This is a genomic window from Empedobacter sp. UBA5036, from assembly GCF_002415215.1.
GTDB lineage: Bacteria > Bacteroidota > Bacteroidia > Flavobacteriales > Weeksellaceae > Empedobacter > Empedobacter falsenii_B.
Genome location: NZ_DICC01000061.1, coordinates 23,986 through 45,066, shown reverse-complemented (window position 1 = coordinate 45,066; position 21,081 = coordinate 23,986). Strand labels below are relative to the sequence as shown.

The 21,081-nt window shown below is 31.9% G+C and carries 16 protein-coding genes and 1 pseudogene; 6 read left to right on the top strand and 11 right to left on the bottom strand.

The genetic code is table 11. The features are described from left to right. The first annotated feature begins 44 nt into the window (after window positions 1-44). Window positions 45-614, top strand: a complete 570-nt coding sequence (locus tag B4J88_RS11840; protein ID WP_147279998.1) for a hypothetical protein — start codon at window positions 45-47, stop codon at window positions 612-614. 153 nt (window positions 615-767) lie between these two features. Here the strand turns inward: B4J88_RS11840 and B4J88_RS11835 are convergent. The 5 genes and pseudogenes from B4J88_RS11835 to B4J88_RS11810 all read right to left on the bottom strand — a co-directional run. After that, a pseudogene (locus B4J88_RS11835) lies at window positions 768-2,307 on the bottom strand (IS1182 family transposase); the annotation flags it as partial. Window positions 2,308-2,493: 186 nt separating this feature from the next. Then, window positions 2,494-5,670, bottom strand: coding sequence for an efflux RND transporter permease subunit (locus B4J88_RS11825; RefSeq protein WP_219034226.1), 3,177 nt, complete (start codon window positions 5,668-5,670; stop codon window positions 2,494-2,496). Window positions 5,671-5,681: 11 nt separating this feature from the next. Then, complete coding sequence (locus B4J88_RS11820) at window positions 5,682-6,752, bottom strand: efflux RND transporter periplasmic adaptor subunit (RefSeq protein WP_180904754.1); 1,071 nt, start codon at window positions 6,750-6,752, stop codon at window positions 5,682-5,684. Between the two features lie 12 nt (window positions 6,753-6,764). Then, entirely contained in the window at window positions 6,765-8,078 is a 1,314-nt protein-coding gene (locus B4J88_RS11815; RefSeq protein WP_291067718.1) for a TolC family protein, read from the bottom strand. A gap of 7 nt (window positions 8,079-8,085) precedes the next feature. Then, on the bottom strand, window positions 8,086-8,676 hold the full coding sequence (locus tag B4J88_RS11810; protein WP_291067717.1) for a TetR/AcrR family transcriptional regulator: 591 nt from the start codon (window positions 8,674-8,676) through the stop codon (window positions 8,086-8,088). A gap of 143 nt (window positions 8,677-8,819) precedes the next feature. Between B4J88_RS11810 and B4J88_RS11805 the strand changes: the two genes are divergently transcribed. The 4 genes from B4J88_RS11805 to dinB all read left to right on the top strand — a co-directional run bounded on the left by B4J88_RS11805 (window position 8,820) and on the right by dinB (window position 14,069). Continuing rightward, a complete protein-coding gene (locus B4J88_RS11805) occupies window positions 8,820-9,797 on the top strand; it encodes a YpdA family putative bacillithiol disulfide reductase (protein WP_180904757.1) in 978 nt (325 codons plus the stop codon). A 39-nt stretch (window positions 9,798-9,836) separates the two neighbouring features. Beyond that, complete coding sequence (locus B4J88_RS11800) at window positions 9,837-10,541, top strand: class I SAM-dependent methyltransferase (protein ID WP_125350536.1); 705 nt, start codon at window positions 9,837-9,839, stop codon at window positions 10,539-10,541. A 162-nt stretch (window positions 10,542-10,703) separates the two neighbouring features. Next, a complete protein-coding gene (locus tag B4J88_RS11795; RefSeq protein ID WP_291067716.1) occupies window positions 10,704-12,971 on the top strand; it encodes a cation:proton antiporter in 2,268 nt (755 codons plus the stop codon). An 18-nt stretch (window positions 12,972-12,989) separates the two neighbouring features. After that, window positions 12,990-14,069: a DNA polymerase IV gene (gene dinB, locus B4J88_RS11790; protein ID WP_291067715.1), complete on the top strand. Its 1,080-nt coding sequence runs from the start codon at window positions 12,990-12,992 to the stop codon at window positions 14,067-14,069. A gap of 425 nt (window positions 14,070-14,494) precedes the next feature. Here dinB and B4J88_RS11785 read toward each other — a convergent pair whose 3' ends face one another. The 6 genes from B4J88_RS11785 to B4J88_RS11760 all read right to left on the bottom strand — a co-directional run bounded on the left by B4J88_RS11785 (window position 14,495) and on the right by B4J88_RS11760 (window position 20,151). Then, the gene (locus B4J88_RS11785) at window positions 14,495-15,307 is read right to left on the bottom strand and encodes a purine-nucleoside phosphorylase (protein ID WP_115001055.1); all 813 of its coding nucleotides are present in this window, start codon (window positions 15,305-15,307) and stop codon (window positions 14,495-14,497) included. After that, on the bottom strand, window positions 15,291-16,331 hold the full coding sequence (lpxK, locus tag B4J88_RS11780; RefSeq protein WP_291067714.1) for a tetraacyldisaccharide 4'-kinase: 1,041 nt from the start codon (window positions 16,329-16,331) through the stop codon (window positions 15,291-15,293). The genes B4J88_RS11785 and lpxK overlap by 17 nt, the downstream gene beginning before the upstream one ends. A 121-nt stretch (window positions 16,332-16,452) precedes the next feature. Beyond that, window positions 16,453-17,070: a DUF4230 domain-containing protein gene (locus tag B4J88_RS11775; RefSeq protein WP_291067713.1), complete on the bottom strand. Its 618-nt coding sequence runs from the start codon at window positions 17,068-17,070 to the stop codon at window positions 16,453-16,455. Next, entirely contained in the window at window positions 17,063-17,614 is a 552-nt protein-coding gene (locus B4J88_RS11770) for a TlpA family protein disulfide reductase (RefSeq protein WP_291067712.1), read from the bottom strand. Before B4J88_RS11770 ends, B4J88_RS11775 begins: the two co-directional genes overlap by 8 nt. 35 nt (window positions 17,615-17,649) lie before the next feature. After that, window positions 17,650-18,807, bottom strand: a complete 1,158-nt coding sequence (locus B4J88_RS11765; protein ID WP_291067711.1) for a M14 family zinc carboxypeptidase — start codon at window positions 18,805-18,807, stop codon at window positions 17,650-17,652. Window positions 18,808-19,029: 222 nt separating this feature from the next. Then, the gene (locus B4J88_RS11760) at window positions 19,030-20,151 is read right to left on the bottom strand and encodes a GNAT family N-acetyltransferase (protein ID WP_291067710.1); all 1,122 of its coding nucleotides are present in this window, start codon (window positions 20,149-20,151) and stop codon (window positions 19,030-19,032) included. A 204-nt stretch (window positions 20,152-20,355) separates the two neighbouring features. Here B4J88_RS11760 and B4J88_RS11755 point away from each other — a divergent pair, with 204 nt between their 5' ends. Next, window positions 20,356-21,045: a zinc metallopeptidase gene (locus B4J88_RS11755; RefSeq protein WP_286475291.1), complete on the top strand. Its 690-nt coding sequence runs from the start codon at window positions 20,356-20,358 to the stop codon at window positions 21,043-21,045. Window positions 21,046-21,081 lie beyond the last annotated feature (36 nt).

The window sequence follows — 21,081 nt, the reverse complement described above, 5'->3', positions numbered from 1 at the left end:
TTCGGCAATACCCAAACCGTTAGCTGACATTATTTCTAAAAACCGTGATTAAAAATTTAATATTCATATTTTGCTTTTTACTCTCATTGAATCTTTATTCCCAAAAAATCAATGAAGAATATTATTTGTTCTCTAACGAAAACATTTCGGAAAATCTAATATTTAAAAATGATTCAATTGTTATATCAAAACCAATTTTTCGTGGAGGAATATTTATAGAATCGAATTATAAAGAGAAAATTTATAAATATGAGATTATAAACGATACGCTTATAATCTATAACTTTCGTGATTCAGGAAATTTAAAATATAAAATAACTGAAAATTATATTGAAAACTCTGAAAGAAAAGAAATTTTTATAATAAGAAATGAATTTGAAAAGTTTCCAGATTTAGCAGTTAAATTTGAAGATCAAATCTATTGGATTGATTCTCCTCAAACTTCAAACGGAGTAATAACTAAAGAAGGTAAAGTTAATAGAAAAATTCAGAAGCTTTTCAAGAATAAGAACATTGATAATTTAAATTTAAAACTTTATAAAGGGTATGAAGCATTCATAGAATTTGGATATCAATATGTATTTGGAATTATTAATGTAACAGAAAAACAATAACGTCAGCTAACATCGGTAACTGTTGCACAACTCCAATTTACAGTAAAAACAGAATATATGACCTCGTTTAAGCCTTTTTAAGCGAGGTTTATTTTTAGAAAAATATATTAATGTAAAATTAGGTTTGCTTAAAAACTCTCTTTTTAAGGAGTGAAGGAGTGATTTTGTAGAAGCGTAGTTCTTCCCTTGTTTTAAATAAATAACTTGGGCTAAAACACTTGATTTTTTGACTGTAAAGCGTAGATATTTCTTCAAGTTGTAAGATAAACTTGACATTAGTACATGTTTATTGGCTTTAGACATTCCTCTGCTGTTGATTCGTTTTAGGTTAAAGAAGTTAATCAACGTTCCTAAAACTGGTTCTACTGTAGAACTTCGACGTTTAACTAACCTGCGGTGATACGCTTTATTTTGGGTGAGTTTTTCATGCATTTTATCGTACAAAGGCTTGTGAATGCTATCTTCCAACTTTTTAAACTTGGTTACTTTTCCACAACAACTTTCTCGTAAAGGACATTGTCCACAATCTTTTTCCGAACTTCTATAGCTTTTCTTTTCGTAGCCTTTGCTGTCTGTTAAAGTTCGTTTGAAAGGCAGAAAAGCTTTATTCCCTCCTTCTTTAATACATTCGTATCGATTCTCTTTCTTATTAAAAATAAAACCTTCTCGCTCGGGTTTATATTGTCCAAAGTTGGGAATCCAAGCGTCTAAATTATGATCTTCACAATATTGTAAACTAGCACCGCTACTGTAACCAGCATCAGCTAAAACTTCACCTATTTGTATATCGTTTTGTTTAAAATTTGATAAAGTTTGATCCATGATTTCAGAAAAGATTGTACTGTCTTTGCTACCTGCGGTACTGGCACAAGCACCTGTAATCACGTGATGTTTATCGTCAACAGCTAATTGTCCAGCATAGTTCAGTTGGCGTGGTTTACCTGGTTTGGTCGAGATTTTCGCATCAGGATCTGTTGGACTATAATGTGTATGATTGCTTAAAAACTGAGGTCGAATCTCGTTGCCATCCTCATCCAGTTGAATTGCTTTTCGAGCAGCGGGCATCAATTTAAACTCTTCTTTTTTCCAATTATGATGTTGTTCTACCAACTTTTTGCGTGTTGATGTTACAGTTCGACTGGGCTCACTGCATGCTTTGAATTCTGAATTTTCTTCTAACTCATTCACAAAAGCAGAAGCATCATTTAAAACTTCTTTTTCTACCAAAGAATCCATGCTGGCATTGGCTTTAATAAACGCTGAGTCTACCGCCTGACGTTTATCTGAAACCATGCCTTTGTTAACACATAGTTTTAAAACTAACTGAAAAAGTTGCAAGAAAACTTCCTCTCCAAAAAACGCTCTTGTTCGGCTAATTGTTGAATGCCAAGGCAACTCTTCATTTAAATCATAACCTAAAAATAAACGAACATCCAAGCCAATTACTGCAAAAACGAATCAATGCACGATCGCTATTAATGTTGTTTAAATAGCCTATCAATAATATTTTAAAAAACACCACAGAATCAATACTCTCTTGACCTTGAGTTCCGTAATATTTTTTGGTGGATTTGTACAGAAAATGTAAATCTAGTTCGTGATTAACGCATCGATAAAAGTTATCAAACGGTACTAACCGATCTAAACTTAATTCATAAAAAAGTTGTGGAGTAAATTCTTTTCGTCCTTGCATACAACAAAATACGAAAAATTAGTCTATTTTAGAGTTCTGCAACAAGCACATCGCATTAACAAAATAACGAGTTTCAACTAAATAAAAATCCTTGTCAAGGTTTAGAACTTTGACAAGGATTTTTTTATGTATCAATTAAAATAATAAAAACTGAACGGGTTTGATTAAATATCTAAAAACGAAAGATTACTCTTCCCATTCTTCTTTTATTTGTCGCGCTTCATAATCTGCAACCATTTCTGCTTCATAATCTACTTTTTCTCCTTTTGAGAATCGACGAATTGCACTATCGAATAATGAATAAACCACAGGAACAATAATTAAGGTTAGGAATAATGAGGAAACTAATCCACCGATAATAACCCATGCCAAACCGTTGTTCATCTCTGCTCCTGCTCCTTCTGCCAAAGCAATCGGAATCATACCAAAAACCATGGCGATAGTTGTCATCAAAATTGGACGAAGACGTGCATGATTGGCTTGTACCAAAGCATTGTGTGTTGTTTCTCCTGCTTCTTTTCTATGGTTTGTAAAATCGACTAATAAAATGGCATTTTTGCACACCAAACCAATCAACATAATCATTCCGAGAATCGTGAAGATATTCAACGAATTATTAGTTAAAGCTAAAACCACAAAGACTCCAATTAATGATAATGGAATAGAAAACAAAACCACGAAAGGATAAATAAACGAATCATACAAAGCAACCATCACCAAATAAACTAAAATAATTGCTGCTAATAATGCGTAACCTAATGTACCAAAACCTTCGGATTGATTTTCTTCATCTCCACCCCAAACATACGATACACCGGTTGGTTTTTTACTATCAATTTTTTGTAAACTATTTTTGAAATCAGTCACAATATCACCCGTTGTACGACCAACAGATTGCGCTTGCACAGTTACAGAAGGTGTTTTATCACGACGCTCTAAGAAACTTGGTCCAGAACTTTGTGTAACCGTTGCAAATTGATCCAAACGAATTTGTTGTCCTTTATCATTCATAAATATCAAACTACGAACATCATCGATATTCGAACGATTAAAATCATTGTACTGAATATTAATATCATATTCGTATTCACCCGCTCTAAATTTACCATCTGTATTTCCAGAGAAAGCAGTTTGCATCGTCAAACCAACTGTTTGTAAATTCAATCCTAAAGCAGCCATTTTATCACGGTCAACTTGCACATTAATTTCAGGATTTCCGGCTTCTGTCGTTAATTTCACTTCCGAAGAACCCTTAATTTGCTCTAATTCGTGTTTTGCTAATTCAGCAAATTTCATGGCGCTTTCTAAATTTGGACCTGTCACAACCAACGCTATTGGCGCTTGTTCCGCTCCAATTAAACCAACTGGAACAGTTTTAACCTTAGCACCAACTAATTCTTTTTCTAAATCGCGTTTTACTTTTGCCGCATAAATAAATGAATTGTCTTCACGCTCTGATTTATCATTTAAAATAACGTCTATTTCTGCTTTATAAGCTGTTGCTTGTGCTGCTCCAAATCCTTCAGAACTTTGACCAACAGTTGTAATCATATCAACAACTTCTTTTTTACCACGTAAAAATTTTTCTGCTTTTTGCGTCATAAAATTTGATTCCTCTATTGTTGCATCTTTTGGTAACTCTATTTGAACTAAGAATTCACCTTTATCTGTTTTAGGGAAGAATTCACCACCAATATATTTTCCTCCCATTAAAACTCCAATAACTGCAAATAAAACGATAAATACCCCAATAAAAACTCCAATTCTACGAACGGTAGATTTTAAACACCATTCTAACATATCAGAAATGAAGTGGGTAAATTTCATTAATTGTTTTTCGAACCAAAGAATAAATTTCTCAAAAATATTTTTCCCTGTGATATGTTCTAATTTCCCGAAACGAGAAGACAACCAAGGAACAATTGTAAATGACGACAATAAGGATAGTAAGGTTGCGATAACGACTGTCACACAAAACTGTGCAATAATATTCGCCACCAAACCTGTACTCATTGCAATTGGTAAGAATACCACGACAATTACCAACGTAATAGCTGTTACTGTAAATCCAATTTCTTTTGCCCCATCGTATGATGCTCTAATTTTCGATTTTCCCATCTCCATGTGACGGTAAATATTCTCTAAAACAACGATAGCATCATCCACTAAAATCCCTACAACAAGCGATAAACCAAGTAACGACATCAAGTTTAAGGTATACCCCATTAAGTACATTCCGATAAAAGTCGCAATTAACGATGCTGGAATAGAAACCATTACAATAAAAGCATTACGAATACTATGTAAAAATAAAAGCATTACAATTGCAACTAAAACAACTGCTAAAACTAAATCGAAAATAACGTGATCTGCCGCAGCCAATGTAAAATCAGACGTATCATTTACAATCTGAATTTTAAGTCCTTCTTTCTTATAATCTGTTTCAACTTTTTTGATGGTTTCTTTCATCAATTCAGAAACTGCAACCGCATTTGCATCTGATTGTTTTACAACCTGAACAATAATCGCTGAACTCTGATTAACACGTGCAATTTTTTCTACTTCTTTTTGAGAATCTTGCACAAAAGCAACTTCCGATAAACGAACTTGAATTCCATTATTCGAAGAAATTACCAAATTATTTAATTCATCAACTGATTTATATTTTCCAGAAAGACGAATAATTGTAGAGTTTTCACGTGTTTTTACACTTCCTGTTGGGAAATCTAAATTCGAAGTTAAGATTGCTTGCTGAACTTGAGGCACAGATAATCCATAACCTTTCAATTTCACAGGATCTAAACTTACTTGAATTTCACGTTCTTGTCCTCCAATCAAATTTACTTGCGCAACACCTGTCACACGTGATAAAACTGGTTCTATTTTTTTATCTAACAAATCATACAAATCTTTTTCTGTCAACTTATCAGACGTTACACCAGCTGTAATAATTGGTAAATCACTTAACGAGAATTTCGTCAAAGAAGGCGGATCTACATCATCAGGTAAATCTTTCTCAATGGCATTAATCTTACGTTGCGCATCATTCAACGCTAAATCTGCATTTGCATCAGAATTCAACGTAACCATTACAACTGATAAACTTTCGTAAGATTTCGATTCTACTTTCTTTACATTTTCTAAGGCTGCAACCGCATCCTCTATCTTTTTGGTTACAGAATTTTCAACTTCGTTTGGAGAAGCTCCAGGATAAACCGTTGAAATCGTAACAACATTCGTTTCAAATTTTGGGATTAATTCGTATCCCATTTGCGTATAACTAAACAATCCTCCCAAAGTCAAAATCGTGAATAACACGATAATCATTGTGGGACGTTTAATTGATATTTCTGCTATTTTCATGGAAATCTATCTTACTTTACAACTTTTACTTTCGTTCCATCTTTCAGATTAATCTGACCACTTGTCACGATTTCAGCTCCATCTTTAATTCCACTAATAATTTCAACTTCAGTTCCAACTGTTTTTCCAATCACAACTTTCGTTAATTTTGCTGTATTATTTTCAACCACGAAAACTTGTCCAGAACTAATTCCATTTACGAAAGCATTTGCTGGAACAACCAATACATTTTTACCTGCATTTACATCATCTTTTGTCGAGAATACTGCCGTTCCGTACATACCAGCTTTTAAACCAGAATTATTCGAAACTTGAATTTCTACTGGAAAGTTTAATGAAGCATCTGCTTTAGGCGCAATAAAAGAAATTCTCCCTGCAAATTCTTGATCTGGAAAAACACTAGCCAATACTTTGATTGTTTGTCCTACTTTCAAATTCACAACTTCAGCTTCTGTTACTGTAACTTGTAATTTTAGTTTTGATACATTTACAATATCAAACATTTGAGAACCTGGCGCTACTACAGATCCTGGCTCTATGTAACGCTTGTTAATCACACCAGAAATAGTTGCTTTTACATTGGTATCACGAACACGTAAATTTTGTGCAGAAACCGCTGCTCTTGCATTTTTTAATTGCAAACGCGAATTATCTAATTGTTGCTTTGTTACTCCTCCAGTTTTGTACGCATTTTCGTAACGTTGATTATCTATAATCGCATTTTGAAGATTATTTTGTGCTTGAGTTACATCAACCTCAATTGCATCTTTTTTAATCGTCGCCAATGTTTGTCCAACAGAAACATAACTACCTTCATCTACCAATACACGAACAATTCTTCCTGAAATTTCTGAAGGAAAACTCATTTCCTGAAATGGCGCAAACGTTCCGTTTGACGTATAATCTGTATTTAAGCTTTCGTATTTTGCTTTAATTGTATTTACCACAACCTCATCGTTACTAGCATTTACAATCGCAACTTCCTCTTCTTGCTTCGCTTTGTTATTTTTGATGATGTAAACTGCTCCACCAATCAAGCCAGCAGCAATTAATATATAAAGTAAAGTTTTTACTGATTTCATAAATCGGTTCTATTATTGAATTAATATTTTTAAATCTCCTTTTGCTTTGATTAATGCGATTTCGGCAATTTTATATTCTAACAAAGCATTTGAGTAATTATTTCTAGCATCTGTCAACGCATTTTCAGCGTCTAAAATTTCTGTCAAATTAGCTAAACCTTGTTGGTAATTATTTTGTGTATTTGCAAGTACTTTTTCTGCCAACGATACATTTTCTTCTTGAATATCGACACTTTTTAACGCATTTTCTATTTGCGCTTTTGCATTTTGATATTCCAAACTCAAACCAAGTTTTGTGTCATTCATTTGTTCTTCGATATCCAACAAATCAATTTCAGCTTGATTTATTTTTGCTTTTGTAGCTCCTCCAGAAAAAATCGGAACTTTTACACTCAAGCCAATCGAAGCTAAATCTGACCATGTATAAGTTTTTGAAGTAATAAATTTTTCACCAAAACCTTGCAATCCATAATTACCAGCCAAACCAACAGTTGGATAAAGATTTGCACGTTCAGCTTCTTTTGCAAAACCTAACAATTCTTTTTGTTTTGATAAAACTTTAAATTCTGTTCTATTTTCAACATCTATTTGATCTTCCAACAAAACTAAATTTGGCGCAATAGTTTCTACTGCTAAATTAATTGGTTTCTCAATTGTATAACCCATATAAAATTTCAATGCATTCTTGTTAATTTCTACTGCATTTACCAATTGTTGGCGAGATGAAGATATGTTATTTAATTGTACAACTATTCGGTCTAAATCAATAGGCTTTGCCAATCCATTATCCACTAAACTTTTGATAACATTGCGAACTTTATTCGTGTTTTCGTAACTTTTATCAATTGTTTTTAATTTCTCTTCTTGAATAAAAACTTGATAATACGCATTCGCTACTCGCTCTATAATTTGTTCATCTGTTAAATCCGCATTAATTTGGTAAAATTCACGTGTAGATTTTGCTGCTTTAAGTCCTGTAAAAACACGCTGATCAAAAATATTTTGATTAACCGTAACTCCCAAACTCGAATTCCATGGTTGTCCCATTTTAATGATAGTTGTTTGCCCTCCCATTGTCAGTGCAGTTTCTTGCACAATTGGATTATACTGTAATCCTGCATTTGCACTAACCTGTGGCAAAGCTCCTGCTCTAGCTTCATCAATTTTATATTCTGCTTTTTTGATAGCCAAATTCGCACGTTTAGCATCAGCTTTATTTTCTAATGCAAAATTTACTGCATCTTTAAGTGCAATAATTTCTTGGGCATTAGCAGAACTCATCAACGCTACAATCGCTATAGAAAGTAATTGTTTTAACCTTTTCATTGATATATTAATTATTAAAAAGTGTATTGAGAATAATTTCTTTTCGATCAGAAAGAATACGTTTGAAATCTTCGTCGCTCAATTTCAAATCCAATTGAAGTAGCGGACGAATTGTAAATGGATAATTAACCAATGAAATCATGTTTAACAAAAACTGAAGTGGCTCCATCTTTTTAATCGTTCCTTTTTCCATTTCTTCCTCTAATCTTTCGTAAAAAACATTTACAACTACATCTAAATCATCTTTCATTAACTTAGAACACATTGTATTATTTTTATTCATTTCGGTAACGATGTAAGTTTCCAAATATGGATACTTGATTGATGTTGCAATAGAATCCTCTATAAATTCGCCAATCATTTCTTTGATATCACGATTTCTATCAAAAATAGCACGCGATTTTTCATTACTTACTCGCGTAGCTTCTTCGTAAATAATACTAATTAAATTGTTTCGCGATCTGAAATAATAATTAATCAACGTTCTATTCACTTTCGCTTCATCAGCTATTTCATGCGTTGTTGCATGAAATCTACCTTCACCAAAAAACATTCTTTTCGCTGTTTCTTTGATCAATTCTTCTGTATCGTCTTTCATATCTGTGCGGCTTTTTTATTTTGACAAAATTGTCAAACAAAATTATTAATATATTTCGTTAATCCAAATAGTTAAACATTATTTTTAAAAAAATTGAAGAAAATCATAAAGATTACCGAACTGATTATCCGTAAATTTGCTTGATGAAAGAACAATATGATTTGATAATTGTAGGTGCTGGGCCAATTGGTTTGGCTTGTGCAATAGAAGCGAAAAGAAACAATCTTTCTTATTTAATTATTGAAAAAGGTGCTTTAACAAATAGTTTGTACAACTATCCTTTGTATATGACATTTTTTTCGACTGCCGAACGATTAGAAATTGGAGAAATTCCGTTCAATTGTATTGAGACAAAACCTGGTCGACAAGAGGCGTTAGAATATTATCGAAACATTCATAAATATTTCAAATTCAATCTAAATCTATACGAAGAAGTTGAAACGATTAATAAAGTTGAAACAAATCATTTCGAAGTTAAAACATCAAAAAATAACTATTCAACTAACAATATAGTCCTTGCAACTGGTTTTTATGACATTCCAAACTTAATGAATATTGAAGGTGAAAATTTGCCAAAAGTTCATCATTATTACAAGGAAGCTCACCCTTATTCTTTTCAGAACGTAGTGGTTGTTGGAGCGAATAATTCTTCTGTTGATGCAGCTTTAGAATGTTATCGAAAAGGTGCCAATGTAACAATGGTGATTCGTGGCGAAGGTTTTACGCATCGACTAAAATATTGGGTTCGTCCTGATATCGAAAATCGAATTGCAGAAGGAAGTATCAAAGCTTATTTCAACTCGAATATTACTTCTATTGACGAAAATCAAGTTCATATCAAAACACCAGAAGGTGATATTTCAATTGAAAATGATACCGTTTTAGCTTTAACTGGTTATCATCCAAATTTCAATTTTTTGGAGAACTGTGGAATAACTTTCAGTGATGATGAATTGAAAACGCCAACTTATAATCCCGAAACAATGGAAACAAATGTGGATGGTTTATATTTGGCAGGCGTTGTTTGTGGTGGTATGTTGACAAATATTTGGTTTATTGAAAATTCGCGCGTACATGCACAGCAAATTGTTGAGGCAATTTTAGCAAAAAATAATAAATAAAAGTTTCTGTATTAATCAGAACATAAAAATAAAAATAACATGAAAGACCTTTTCGGACAGGCAATTTTAGATTATCAAACCAATCATTCGCCCGAAGATCTCTATACCGAAACATCAATTTCTGAGTTGGATGTGATGCCAATTGATTATCTTTTTAGAGATTATGATGACATGCCAATTTTGGAGCAAAAAGCATTGGATTTATCAAAAGGAAAAATCTTAGATGTTGGTTGTGGAGCGGGTTCTCATTCACTTTATTTGCAAGAAAAAGGGTTGGATGTTTTAGCAATTGATATTTCTCCGAAAGCGATTGAAGCTTGTTTATTGAGAGGAATCAACAATGCAAAAGTTCAGAATTTCCTTGAAATCAATGAAGCTGAGAAATTTGATACGATTCTATTTTTGATGAACGGAACTGGGATTTTTCAGAATTTAGTTTTAATTAATGTTTTCTTGGATAAAATCAAAAATTTATTAACCGAAAATGGTCAAGTTTTGATTGATGGAACCGACATTATTTATATGTTTGATGAAGACGAAGATGGTGGAAAATGGATTCCAAGTAATGGAAATTACTACGGTGAATTAGATTTTACGGTTCATTATAAAGGCGAACAAGAAGAACCTATTCAATGGTTGTATTTGGATTTTGATACACTAAAAAATGCGTGCGAATATCATCAACTAAAATGTACAAAAATAAAAACCGAAGGAGATTCTTATTTAGCAAAAATTACTTTGTAAAATATCGTTTCGATAATAAAATACAAACTCATTAGTTCATTAGAATTAGTGAGTTTTTTTTTATTCTCAAACAAAATTGATAATGATATAAAGTTAATCAATAGTTGAACAATTAATTATCTTTTAAAAAATTCTTAAATTAGTGGAGATTAAACGCAATTTATGGAAGAACACCTGCCAAAACTCATTACCGATCTTGGATTAATTCTATGTGTAGGCGCTGTGACGACGCTTATTTTCAAACGTATCAACCAGCCTCTTGTTTTAGGTTATATTATTGCTGGTTTTTTAGTTGGACCACATTTCGAATATATTCCGTCCGTTGCAGAAGAACATAATGTGGAGATTTGGGCGAAAATTGGTGTTATATTTCTACTTTTTAGTCTTGGTCTCGAATTTAGTTTCAAAAAATTACTCAATGTTGGTGGCTCTGCCTCCATCACTGCAATTGTTGAAATTATTTGCATCGTAACCGTTGGTTATTTTGTTGGTCGATTTATGAATTGGTCGACAATGGACAGTATTTTCCTCGGCGGTTTATTAGCCAGTTCTTCTACAACCATTATTATTAGGGCGTTTGATGAATTAGGTTTAAAACGAAAAAAATTCGCGAATGTCGTTTTCGGAATTTTAATTGTAGAAGATATTGTGGTCATTTTATTAATGGTTATGCTTTCTACAATGGCGGTTAGCCAGCATTTTAACGGAGCAGAAATGATTAATTCTTTCGTTAAATTAGGGTTCTTTTTAGCGATTTGGTTTATTGGAGGAATCTTTATTATTCCAACTTTTCTACGTTCTATCAAAAATTATTTAGATGATGAAACCTTATTAATTATCTCAATTGGATTATGTCTTGGAATGGTTTATGTCGCTGATAGTGTAGGTTTTTCAATAGAATTAGGTGCATTTGTAATGGGTTCTATTCTCGCTGAAACTGTTTATGCAGAAAAAATCGAACATAATTTTCAATCAGTAAAAAATTTATTCGCAACAATTTTCTTTATTTCTATTGGAATGATGATCGATCCCGTTTCGATGTATGAACACAAATGGGCAATTTTGATTGTGACCTTGTTGACGATTTTCGGAAAGTTAATTTTTACCACTTTAGGTGCTATAATTTCAGGACAACCGCTAAAACAATCCGTACAAGTAGGAATGAGTATGGCACAAATTGGTGAATTTGCTTTCATCGTTGCTGGTTTAGGACTTTCTCTTGGTGTAACAAGCGACTTCTTGTTTCCTGTTGCAGTCGGTGTTTCAGCAATTACAACATTTACAACACCTTATTTAATTAAATCATCGGACAAAGTTTATACTTTATTGGAAAAAATTCTTCCGCAAAAATTCATTCAAGGTGTTGAAAATTATTCATCTGATACTCAACATATTCAAAATGAAAATAAATGGAATAAAATCATCAAACAAACCGTTTCGACAATTTTTATCAATGGAATAATCATTATCGCAATCACATTGATTATCAGAAGCTACGTTTTATTCTTATTAACCGATTGGTTTACCTATTTTGGCGCAAGTTTGGTCAGCATTATATTGACGTTTATATTGTGTATTCCATTTATTTGGGCAATTATTGGAAATCGACCAAAAAGAGAAATTATCAGAGAATTTTGGGATGAGTCTAATTACAATCGCGCACCAATTATTGCAATTATCTCCATACGTTTAACTATAGTTGTATTTACTGTAATTTTTATTTATAATCAATTTTTTTCAAGCACAATTGCCTCAATTGTTTTAGTTATTGGATTATTGATTACAATGTATTTTCTTTCAAAATATTTCAATCAGTTTTACAATTATATTCAAACAAAATTCATTTATAACTTAAATGAACGTGAAATTTTGACTAAAAAAATTGAAGAGAAAAAGAAACAAGATAAATTTCAATATACTTGGGATAACACTCATATTTCCGATATGATTGTTCCACAAAATGCGAATTTTATAGGTGTTCCTTTGGGTGAATTGGATTGGCGAACAAAATTTCAGATCAATATTGCCTATATCAAACGTGGTGATCGAATCATTCAGACTCCAAATTCTGAATCAGTTTTATATCCTTTCGATAAAATTGGAATCATTGGAACGGATGAACATATTCAACGATTTGAGAAATATTTGCAAATTATTGGCGAAACTCCTCCAGAAAATACAGATCTTAAAAATACAGATAATTTTACGTTAGATAAAGTAGTTATTCCGAATGATTTTTGTGTTTTGGAACATAAATCAATTGGTTGGGTAAAAGATACGGCAAAAGGAATTGTGGTTTCGATAGAGCGCAATGGAAAAATGATTCACAATCCTGATCGAAATGTACCCATTGAATTGGGCGATTATTTGACAATTGTTGCCGATAAGAAAAACTTAAAAAACTTTATTCAAGAGTATCATTTAAAATAAAGCGAGTAATTTTGCAAGATGCAGCGTAAGATTATTCACATCGATATGGACGCTTTTTATGCTTCTGTTGAACAACGAGATTTCCCCGAATTAAGAGGGAAATGTATTGCTGTTGGCGGAAATGAAGAACGTGGTGTGATTGCTACCGCTAGTTACGAAGCTAGAAAATATGGCGTCGGATCTGCAATGTCTTCTGTTGTTGCAAAACGTAAATGTCCACATTTGATATTTGTAAAACCTCGATTTCAAGTTTATAAAGAAGTTTCGAATCAAATTCGTGAAATATTTCTTGAATATACTGATTTGGTTGAACCTTTATCTTTGGATGAAGCTTTTTTGGATGTAACAATTAACCATAAAAACATCGAAATCGCCACAGATATTGCAAACGAAATCAAACAAAAAATAAAAGAACGAACAGATTTGACTGCTTCTGCAGGTGTTTCTTTCAATAAATTTTTAGCTAAAATTGCTTCGGATTATAACAAACCTGATGGACTTTATGTGATAACACCTAAAATGTCTGAAAATTTTATTGATCAATTACCAATCAAAAAATTTCATGGAATTGGAAAAGTAACTGCAGAACGTATGCAAATGATGGGCATTCATACAGGTTTGGACTTGAAAAACCTAGAATTAGAAAAACTGTTACGGGAATTCGGGAAATCAGGTAAATACTATTACAATATTGTTAGAGGATTAGATTTTAGAGAGGTCAACCCTACTCGATTGCGAAAATCATCTGGTTCAGAAACAACTTTTAGCAAAGATTTAGAAACATTAGAAGAAATGCAAATTGCTTTATTTCCACTAATGGAAGATGTTTGGAACTTTTCCTTAAAAACATCAATTTACGGAAGAACAATTACTGTAAAAATAAAACACAATGATTTTTCGGTAACTACAAAAAGTAAATCAGCATCATTTCCAGTTAAAAATAGAGAACTTTTTGATCTTATTTGTTATGATTTATTAAGTGAAGGTTACTCTTTAGAAAAACCAGTTCGACTATTAGGTGTTGCTATCTCTAATTTATCCAATAATCAAAAAAAATTCGGAACTCAACTAGAAATTCCATTTAGAGAAACTATATAAAATCTTCAATATAATTTATCTTTAATAAGATATGACAAAATCAACTTTTACCATTGTTTATCAAACAAAAGTATGTTCTAATAAATTAATAAAATATGGTAAAACGAGGAACGGCAAACAACGTTATAAACGAGCTAATTATAAATTGTAATATTTTTTAAGTAAAAAAAACTAATATTTTAGATTTTTAAAAACATTATTATAACTTAAATCATATCCTAATTTTTGTATATTAGCATTAGAGTTATCGGAAATAGATTGAAATACTAAGCAATAAGAACCGTTACAAAATAATTACTACTCTTTTTCAACAATATTTATAAAATTTTGATTTTCAATAAATAGTAGCTTTTATAAATACTTTAAAATAAAAAAAAAACCAACTTTTCAGTTGGCTTATTAATTTATCTAAGTAATATCAAAAATTAACAATTCTCGATTACGCTTTTTACCACGCGAATTACATTTGGCATTGCTGTATTCGCTGCATTTAATACATCTTCGTGCGAAACATCGAATGAAATTTCTGGTCCACCTAAATCTGTAATAATAGATAAACAGAAAACGCGCATATCCATGTGACGAGCAACAATAACTTCAGGAACTGTACTCATACCAACACAATCTCCTCCAATAAAACGAACCAATCCGTATTCAGATGGCGTTTCGAAAGTTGGTCCTTGTAATCCTACATAAACTCCTTGATGAACCAGGATATCATTTGCTTTTGCAAATTCTGCCGCTTCATTCAACATTTCTCTGTCATATGCTTTAGACATATCCACAAAACGAGGTCCTAATTCGTCAATATTTTTTCCGCGTAAAGGATGTTCTGGCATCATATTAATATGATCTTTTACCAATAAAATATCTCCAACTTGGAAATTTGGATTAACACCTCCAGAAGCATTCGATAAAACAACTTTCTTAATTCCTAATCCATTGAAAACACGCATTGGGAACGTTACTTCTTCCATCGAATATCCTTCGTAATAATGAAAACGACCAGCCATCATCAAAACTTTTTTACCTAAAATAGTTCCGTATACTAAATGACCTTTATGCCCTTCTACTGTTACTTGAGGAAAGTTTGGTATATCTTTGTAGCTAATAACAACTTTATTTTCTACTTCGTCTTCTAATTTTCCTAATCCAGACCCTAACACAATTACAAATTCTGGTTGATCTGGCAATAAATTATTGATGTACTTTACAGCCTCATTAATTCTGTCCAACATACTCTAAAATAGTTTGATTAAATTTTTCTTTATCGTTAATATCGATACTAATCGGAATGTAGTATAAATCGTCTTTTATCATGGATTCTTCCATCAAACGCATATAATCTTTCTCCGTTGTCATGATAATTTTATCAAAACGCTTTCTACCTTCCGTATCTCCGTATCGTTTGTAAATATACTCAATTTCTGATTGACTAAAATTATGATGATCTGGATATTCTAAATGCAAGACATTTGCAAAGTTTTCTTCCGCAAATTTTACCAAACCATCTGTTTTAGCAATTCCTGTAACTAAAATAACATTCAGATTTTTCCAAGTCGATTTCTCAACATTATCCAATTTCCCAATCAATTTGTTATCATAAACAATTTTCGAAAAAAATAATTGCTGATGAGATTTTAAGTTAATCTTTTTCGAAATTTCTTTGTGTTTTTCTTCCGAAATTCTGTCTGGACATTTCGTTACAATTATAATATCTGCACGACGAACTCCACTTCTACTCTCTCTCAAATCACCTGCTGGCAATAAAAAATCTTTATAATATGGATTATTAAAATCTGTCAACAAAATATTGAAACCAGCTTTAATTCCACGATGTTGATAAGCATCATCCAACAAAATTGCTTCCGCATTATAATGATCAATTAATTTTTGCGCACCAAAAGCTCTGTCCTCACAAACTGCAATCAAGATTCTATTCTTGAAACGTTGAAAAAACTGCATTGGTTCGTCTCCAATATCATAAACTTTGGATGAATAATTTGCAATCAAAAAACCTTTTGTTTTTCGTCCATATCCTCTACTCAATGTTGCAATTAATTTTTCGTCTTTCAACAAATCAATTAAATACATAATATGAGGTGACTTTCCCGTTCCGCCAACAGACAGATTTCCAACATTAATAATTGGAATTTTGAATGATGATGAACGCATCATTCCTATATTGTAAAACAGATTTCGAACCGAAGTTCCAATCCAATATAAACCAGAAAATGGAAGTAAAAATCTACGCCAATTCATTTTTATTTTTAATATTAAGCGAAAATACTATTTTCAATTTTAATTCTAAAGAAAGAAACACTTCATTTCTTTATTCAGCGAAAAAAAACCTATTCTATCGGAACAGGTTTTTAATCATTTATTAATCGTATAATTTATTCAATTCGTTGGCGTAATTCGTTTTATCCTCTATCTTCCAACCGTAGGTTTTGGCAAGGAAATACAAATCGCCAAGATTTTGAATTAATTGTTGATGTGCTTCTTGTTTTAGTTTAGTTTGATTAACGGTTTTTTCTACATGCTCTACTGCACGTTTCTTAATTCCGTTCAAATCATCTTTACTAAATTTATTAAAAACACTTTGATCCATGTCATAAAAACTAACATCTGGATACACTTGAATTTCAACTGGAGGAATAGATTTGATGATAATTTTTTTGTTCACCGAATCCAATTCAATATCCATTTTTTTCAAATCATAGGTTGCTTGTGCTTTGGCTTTCACTAAAAGTGTCACTTTTTTATCCGCAGAAAAAATATCAGTTAAACCTGGCAACGATTTTTTTGACGTGTGATTGTATAAATCTGAATAGGTTTGTTCTGCAACAATCATTTTATTCATTCGTTCGATTTGATACGCAATCACATGAGATTGTTCGGTATAGCTTTCAGATTTGAATTTATCCATGATGAAATACGTTATCATCACACCAAAAATGAAGGCTACAACGACAAGAATTATTTTCTTTAAATTATTCATTTGCATAATTTGGAGTCAATGGCGTACCATTCACAATCTGTGCCAAATCTTCTTCTAAATAGCCCGAAACTGGAGATTCTACAATTCTACCAACTTCTTCTTTTTTATTATTATATACGATAATTGTCGGAACGTGCGTCACATTTTTATTGATTTCTTCTCCGTTGAAACTTTTCTTTTGACGGTTTACACCAATCACTTTCAAACGATTTTGAGGAAATTTAATATCATCTAAAATTTTGTACAAACGCGGCAATTCACGACGAGAATCTGGACACCAAGTTCCTACAAACACTTCCAAACGATAATTGCGTAAATTTTTTAAACCTTTCAATTTACTTTTTTCAACTTCGTAAGTATCATATTCATGGTGATACCATTCCTTAAAATCATCTTCTTCCAACGCTTTTCTAGTAAATTCTCCCGTCAACATTTTCTTCCCATTTTCAGCTGTAATCGTACGATTCAATACTTTATTTTGAGCAAACGATTGCATACAAAATCCCAACATTGCAACAAGTGCAATTGCCAATATTTTTTTCATTGTATTTTTAGTTTATAGGTTAAATGTATAAATAATTATGAAATGATTTGTCCATTTTCAAGTTTAATTGAGCCTATTTCAAAAGTCGCTAATTGATTCAATAAAGGATAATTTTTAGTTGTTCCTTTATAAACTTGTTTTTCAGCATCAATTTCGAGATGACCAATAAATTTTCGTAAATCACCAATTTCAATAATTTTCGCGATTTGCTCTACCGAATTATTTTCTTCGTTGTATTCATCTTCAAAATAAATTCCCAAATCAACAACAGAAGAATTTTCTCCATTTTGGATTTGAACATTATGAATGATAACATCCAAATATATTTGTCCATTTTGAGGAATCGATAAATATTCATTAAACGGAAAATTTTCTTGCGTAGCTAAAGCATTCAATCCAACTAAAATAGCCAATGCATTGTATTTTCTTGTTGCATTTCGTTGATAATCATTTGGAAAATGTCCCGCTTCAAATAATACGCAAGGATAACCCATTTTTGTAAAATTATCTCCGGTTGACATCGGATAAAACTCTGATGTATAACGACCTACATGACCAGAAATCACTTTTTGTAATTCAGTATTCATTGCCTGAATAATTCCCATCGTTTTTTCGCGAACTTCATTTACATCTTCTTCAACATTGTAAGAAGGCGCCAAAAAAGAAAGCGTTGCTGGTTTTGCTGTTTGCCCAACATTGAAAATTGTACGTTGGTCATGCAAATTGAATAAGGTTTGATAATTTCCTTTCTCTACTTGATTCAACAAAACGTGAATTTCTGTTGATTCTTTTGCTAAAAAATCGCGGTTAATATCAATTCCAACCGCATTTCTACGTGTATTGACATTTGCTCCGTCAGGATTTAGCATCGGAATAAAATCAATCGTCAATTGAGATAAAATGGTTTGAGCTAATTCAGATTTTTGTTCAAAAAAATTAATCACATCAAACATTGCACGCGTTCCTGAAGATTCGTTACCGTGCATTTGAGACCAAATTAATAAACGTTTTCCTCCAGTTCCAAAACTTAATTTATAAATCTCGTTTCCTAAAAAAGATGTTCCAATTTGTTCTTTTTGAGATGATTTTAATGAAAAATAGTGATTTAAAGCTTCAAAATTTAACCATTTCGAATCAAAACCTTCTTGTCTGAAAGTTGAATATTCTTTCTCTAATTGATGAATATCAAACATATTTTTTACGTTATACGTTTTAAGATCTATGTTATAAATTTTGATTATCAAATAAATAAAACCGTCAATTCGAGTGAAATTCGGTTAGAATTTTGTATCGAGAATAAGGTTTTTGAAAATAAAATTTATCTTAATTCTCGATACAATTTTTAAAAATAATCTTTCTAAAAATCACTCGAATTGACGAATTTTAATCCAAAATATACAACATTATTATTTATATTAAATTGATTTCTTGAAAGTTTTGCGACGTTTGTGATTTACAGGATCATAAGCTTTCCATAAAGCTTGAATACTTTCGTTGTCCGATAATTCAGGGTTTGTTTCCAAAAATTTGATCCCGTTGTTTCTAAACGTATCAAACATTGCATTAAAAATCAATGCTGTAACTCCCTTTCCTTGAAATTTCGGATCAATTCCAATCAAATAAAATTGAGCAGAATCATTATTTTTACTTGCTTTCATCAAATGCCACCAACCAAAAGGAAAAATTTTACCTTTCGCTTTTTGCATCGCTTTCGAGTAAGAAGGCATCGTAATTGCAAACGAAACCATTTTTCCGTCTTCATCAACAATACAGTTCACAAAATCTGGATTGATAAACGGAATATATTTCTTTTTGTAATATTCTATTTGGTAATCCGCAATTGGCACATAAGTATCCAATTCGCTGTAAGTTTTATCTAACAAATCGAACATTTCGTCGACATACGGAATAATTTCAGAAGTTTTTGTAAACTTCAATTCTCGTAATTTGTAACGTTCTCGAATAATTTTATTAAATTTGATAACCTTTTCTGGCAATTCTGTTGGTGCAGCCAATTCATATTCCACCCACTCATTAGCCGTTTCAAAACCTAATGATTCTAAGTGTTGCGCATAGTACGGAAAATTATATAAACCAACCATTGTAGCCAATTTATCATATCCGAAAGTTAGCAAACCTGCCTTTTCCAAATTCGAAAAACCAACTGGTCCCTCTATATATTCTAATTGATTTTCTTTACCTATTTCCGTGACTTTTGCCAAAAGTACTTTCGTGACTTCGATATCATCAATCATATCAAACCAGCCGAAACGCATTTTACGTTTTTGTTGATTATTGACTTCTTGCCAATTGATAATTGCCGCAACACGTCCCACAATCTTACCTTCTTTTTCAGCAAGAAAATAACGCGCTTCAGCATCTTTAAAAACGGGATTTTTAGAAACATCTAATGTTTCCTTCTCCTCATTAATAAAGGGTGGAACGTAATATTGATTATCCTTATACAAATTCATCGGAAACTTAATAAATGCTTCCAAATCGTGTTTTGATTGTACTTCTATTATGCGAATACTCATAGCTTACAAAGGTAATGAGTTTTGTAATTTCAATTCAAAAATTTTTGAGCAAAATGTCAGCTTTTGTTCATTTTTTACATGATTTAATACAGAACTCTGCCAAAAAACCAACTTTTCTGCTATTTTTGTCTCTATTCACTTATTGGAATACTTTTTGAATTTTGAATGAATATTAAAATTGATTAAAAAATAAAATAGAAATAGATGACAGGTTATTACATTATTATTGGACTGTTTATGTTGATTAGCTGGTTTGTTAGCAACCAATTACAACGTAAATTTAAGTATTATTCGAAAGTACATTTGGCAAATGGAATGTCAGGAAAAGAGATTGCAGAAAAAATGCTTTCTGACAATAACATTCATGATGTACGTGTTATCTCTACTCCTGGACAATTAACAGATCATTACAATCCTGCTGATAAAACGGTAAACTTATCGGAAGTTGTTTACCACGAACGAAATGCGGCAGCAGCGGCTGTTGCAGCGCACGAATGTGGTCACGCAGTACAACATGCGGTTGGTTATAATATGTTGCAATTACGCTCAAAAATGGTTCCGATGGTAAACGTTGCATCGCGCTTAAATCAATGGATTTTAATGTTAGGATTAGTCGTGATGGCTTCATCTAAAAATGCAACTTTGCTGTGGATTGGTATTTTCTTATTTGCGGTAACAACTGTTTTTGCTTTTGTTACTTTACCAGTTGAATACGATGCTTCGAACCGTGCGTTAGCTTGGTTAAAAGGAAACAACATGGTGATGCCAAACGAATATGAAGGTGCAAAAGATTCATTAAAATGGGCTGCAAGAACTTATGTAGTCGCAGCGATTGGTTCGTTAGCTCAACTACTTTATTTTGTCATGATGGCAATGGGCGGACGACGAGATTAAAACTTGATTATTATAAAATTAAAAAATCCCTTCAAA

Bases quoted from the DNA above. Each gene is read 5' to 3' on its own strand.
- B4J88_RS11825 (WP_219034226.1), bottom strand. From the start codon at position 5,670: ATGAAAATAGCAGAAATATCAATTAAACGTCCCACAATGATTATCGTG.
- B4J88_RS11820 (WP_180904754.1), bottom strand. From the start codon at position 6,752: ATGAAATCAGTAAAAACTTTACTTTATATATTAATTGCTGCTGGCTTG.
- B4J88_RS11815 (WP_291067718.1), bottom strand. From the start codon at position 8,078: ATGAAAAGGTTAAAACAATTACTTTCTATAGCGATTGTAGCGTTGATG.
- B4J88_RS11810 (WP_291067717.1), bottom strand. From the start codon at position 8,676: ATGAAAGACGATACAGAAGAATTGATCAAAGAAACAGCGAAAAGAATG.
- B4J88_RS11805 (WP_180904757.1), top strand. From the start codon at position 8,820: ATGAAAGAACAATATGATTTGATAATTGTAGGTGCTGGGCCAATTGGT.
- B4J88_RS11800 (WP_125350536.1), top strand. From the start codon at position 9,837: ATGAAAGACCTTTTCGGACAGGCAATTTTAGATTATCAAACCAATCAT.
- B4J88_RS11795 (WP_291067716.1), top strand. From the start codon at position 10,704: ATGGAAGAACACCTGCCAAAACTCATTACCGATCTTGGATTAATTCTA.
- dinB (WP_291067715.1), top strand. From the start codon at position 12,990: ATGCAGCGTAAGATTATTCACATCGATATGGACGCTTTTTATGCTTCT.
- B4J88_RS11785 (WP_115001055.1), bottom strand. From the start codon at position 15,307: ATGTTGGACAGAATTAATGAGGCTGTAAAGTACATCAATAATTTATTG.
- lpxK (WP_291067714.1), bottom strand. From the start codon at position 16,331: ATGAATTGGCGTAGATTTTTACTTCCATTTTCTGGTTTATATTGGATT.
- B4J88_RS11775 (WP_291067713.1), bottom strand. From the start codon at position 17,070: ATGAATAATTTAAAGAAAATAATTCTTGTCGTTGTAGCCTTCATTTTT.
- B4J88_RS11770 (WP_291067712.1), bottom strand. From the start codon at position 17,614: ATGAAAAAAATATTGGCAATTGCACTTGTTGCAATGTTGGGATTTTGT.
- B4J88_RS11765 (WP_291067711.1), bottom strand. From the start codon at position 18,807: ATGTTTGATATTCATCAATTAGAGAAAGAATATTCAACTTTCAGACAA.
- B4J88_RS11760 (WP_291067710.1), bottom strand. From the start codon at position 20,151: ATGAGTATTCGCATAATAGAAGTACAATCAAAACACGATTTGGAAGCA.
- B4J88_RS11755 (WP_286475291.1), top strand. From the start codon at position 20,356: ATGACAGGTTATTACATTATTATTGGACTGTTTATGTTGATTAGCTGG.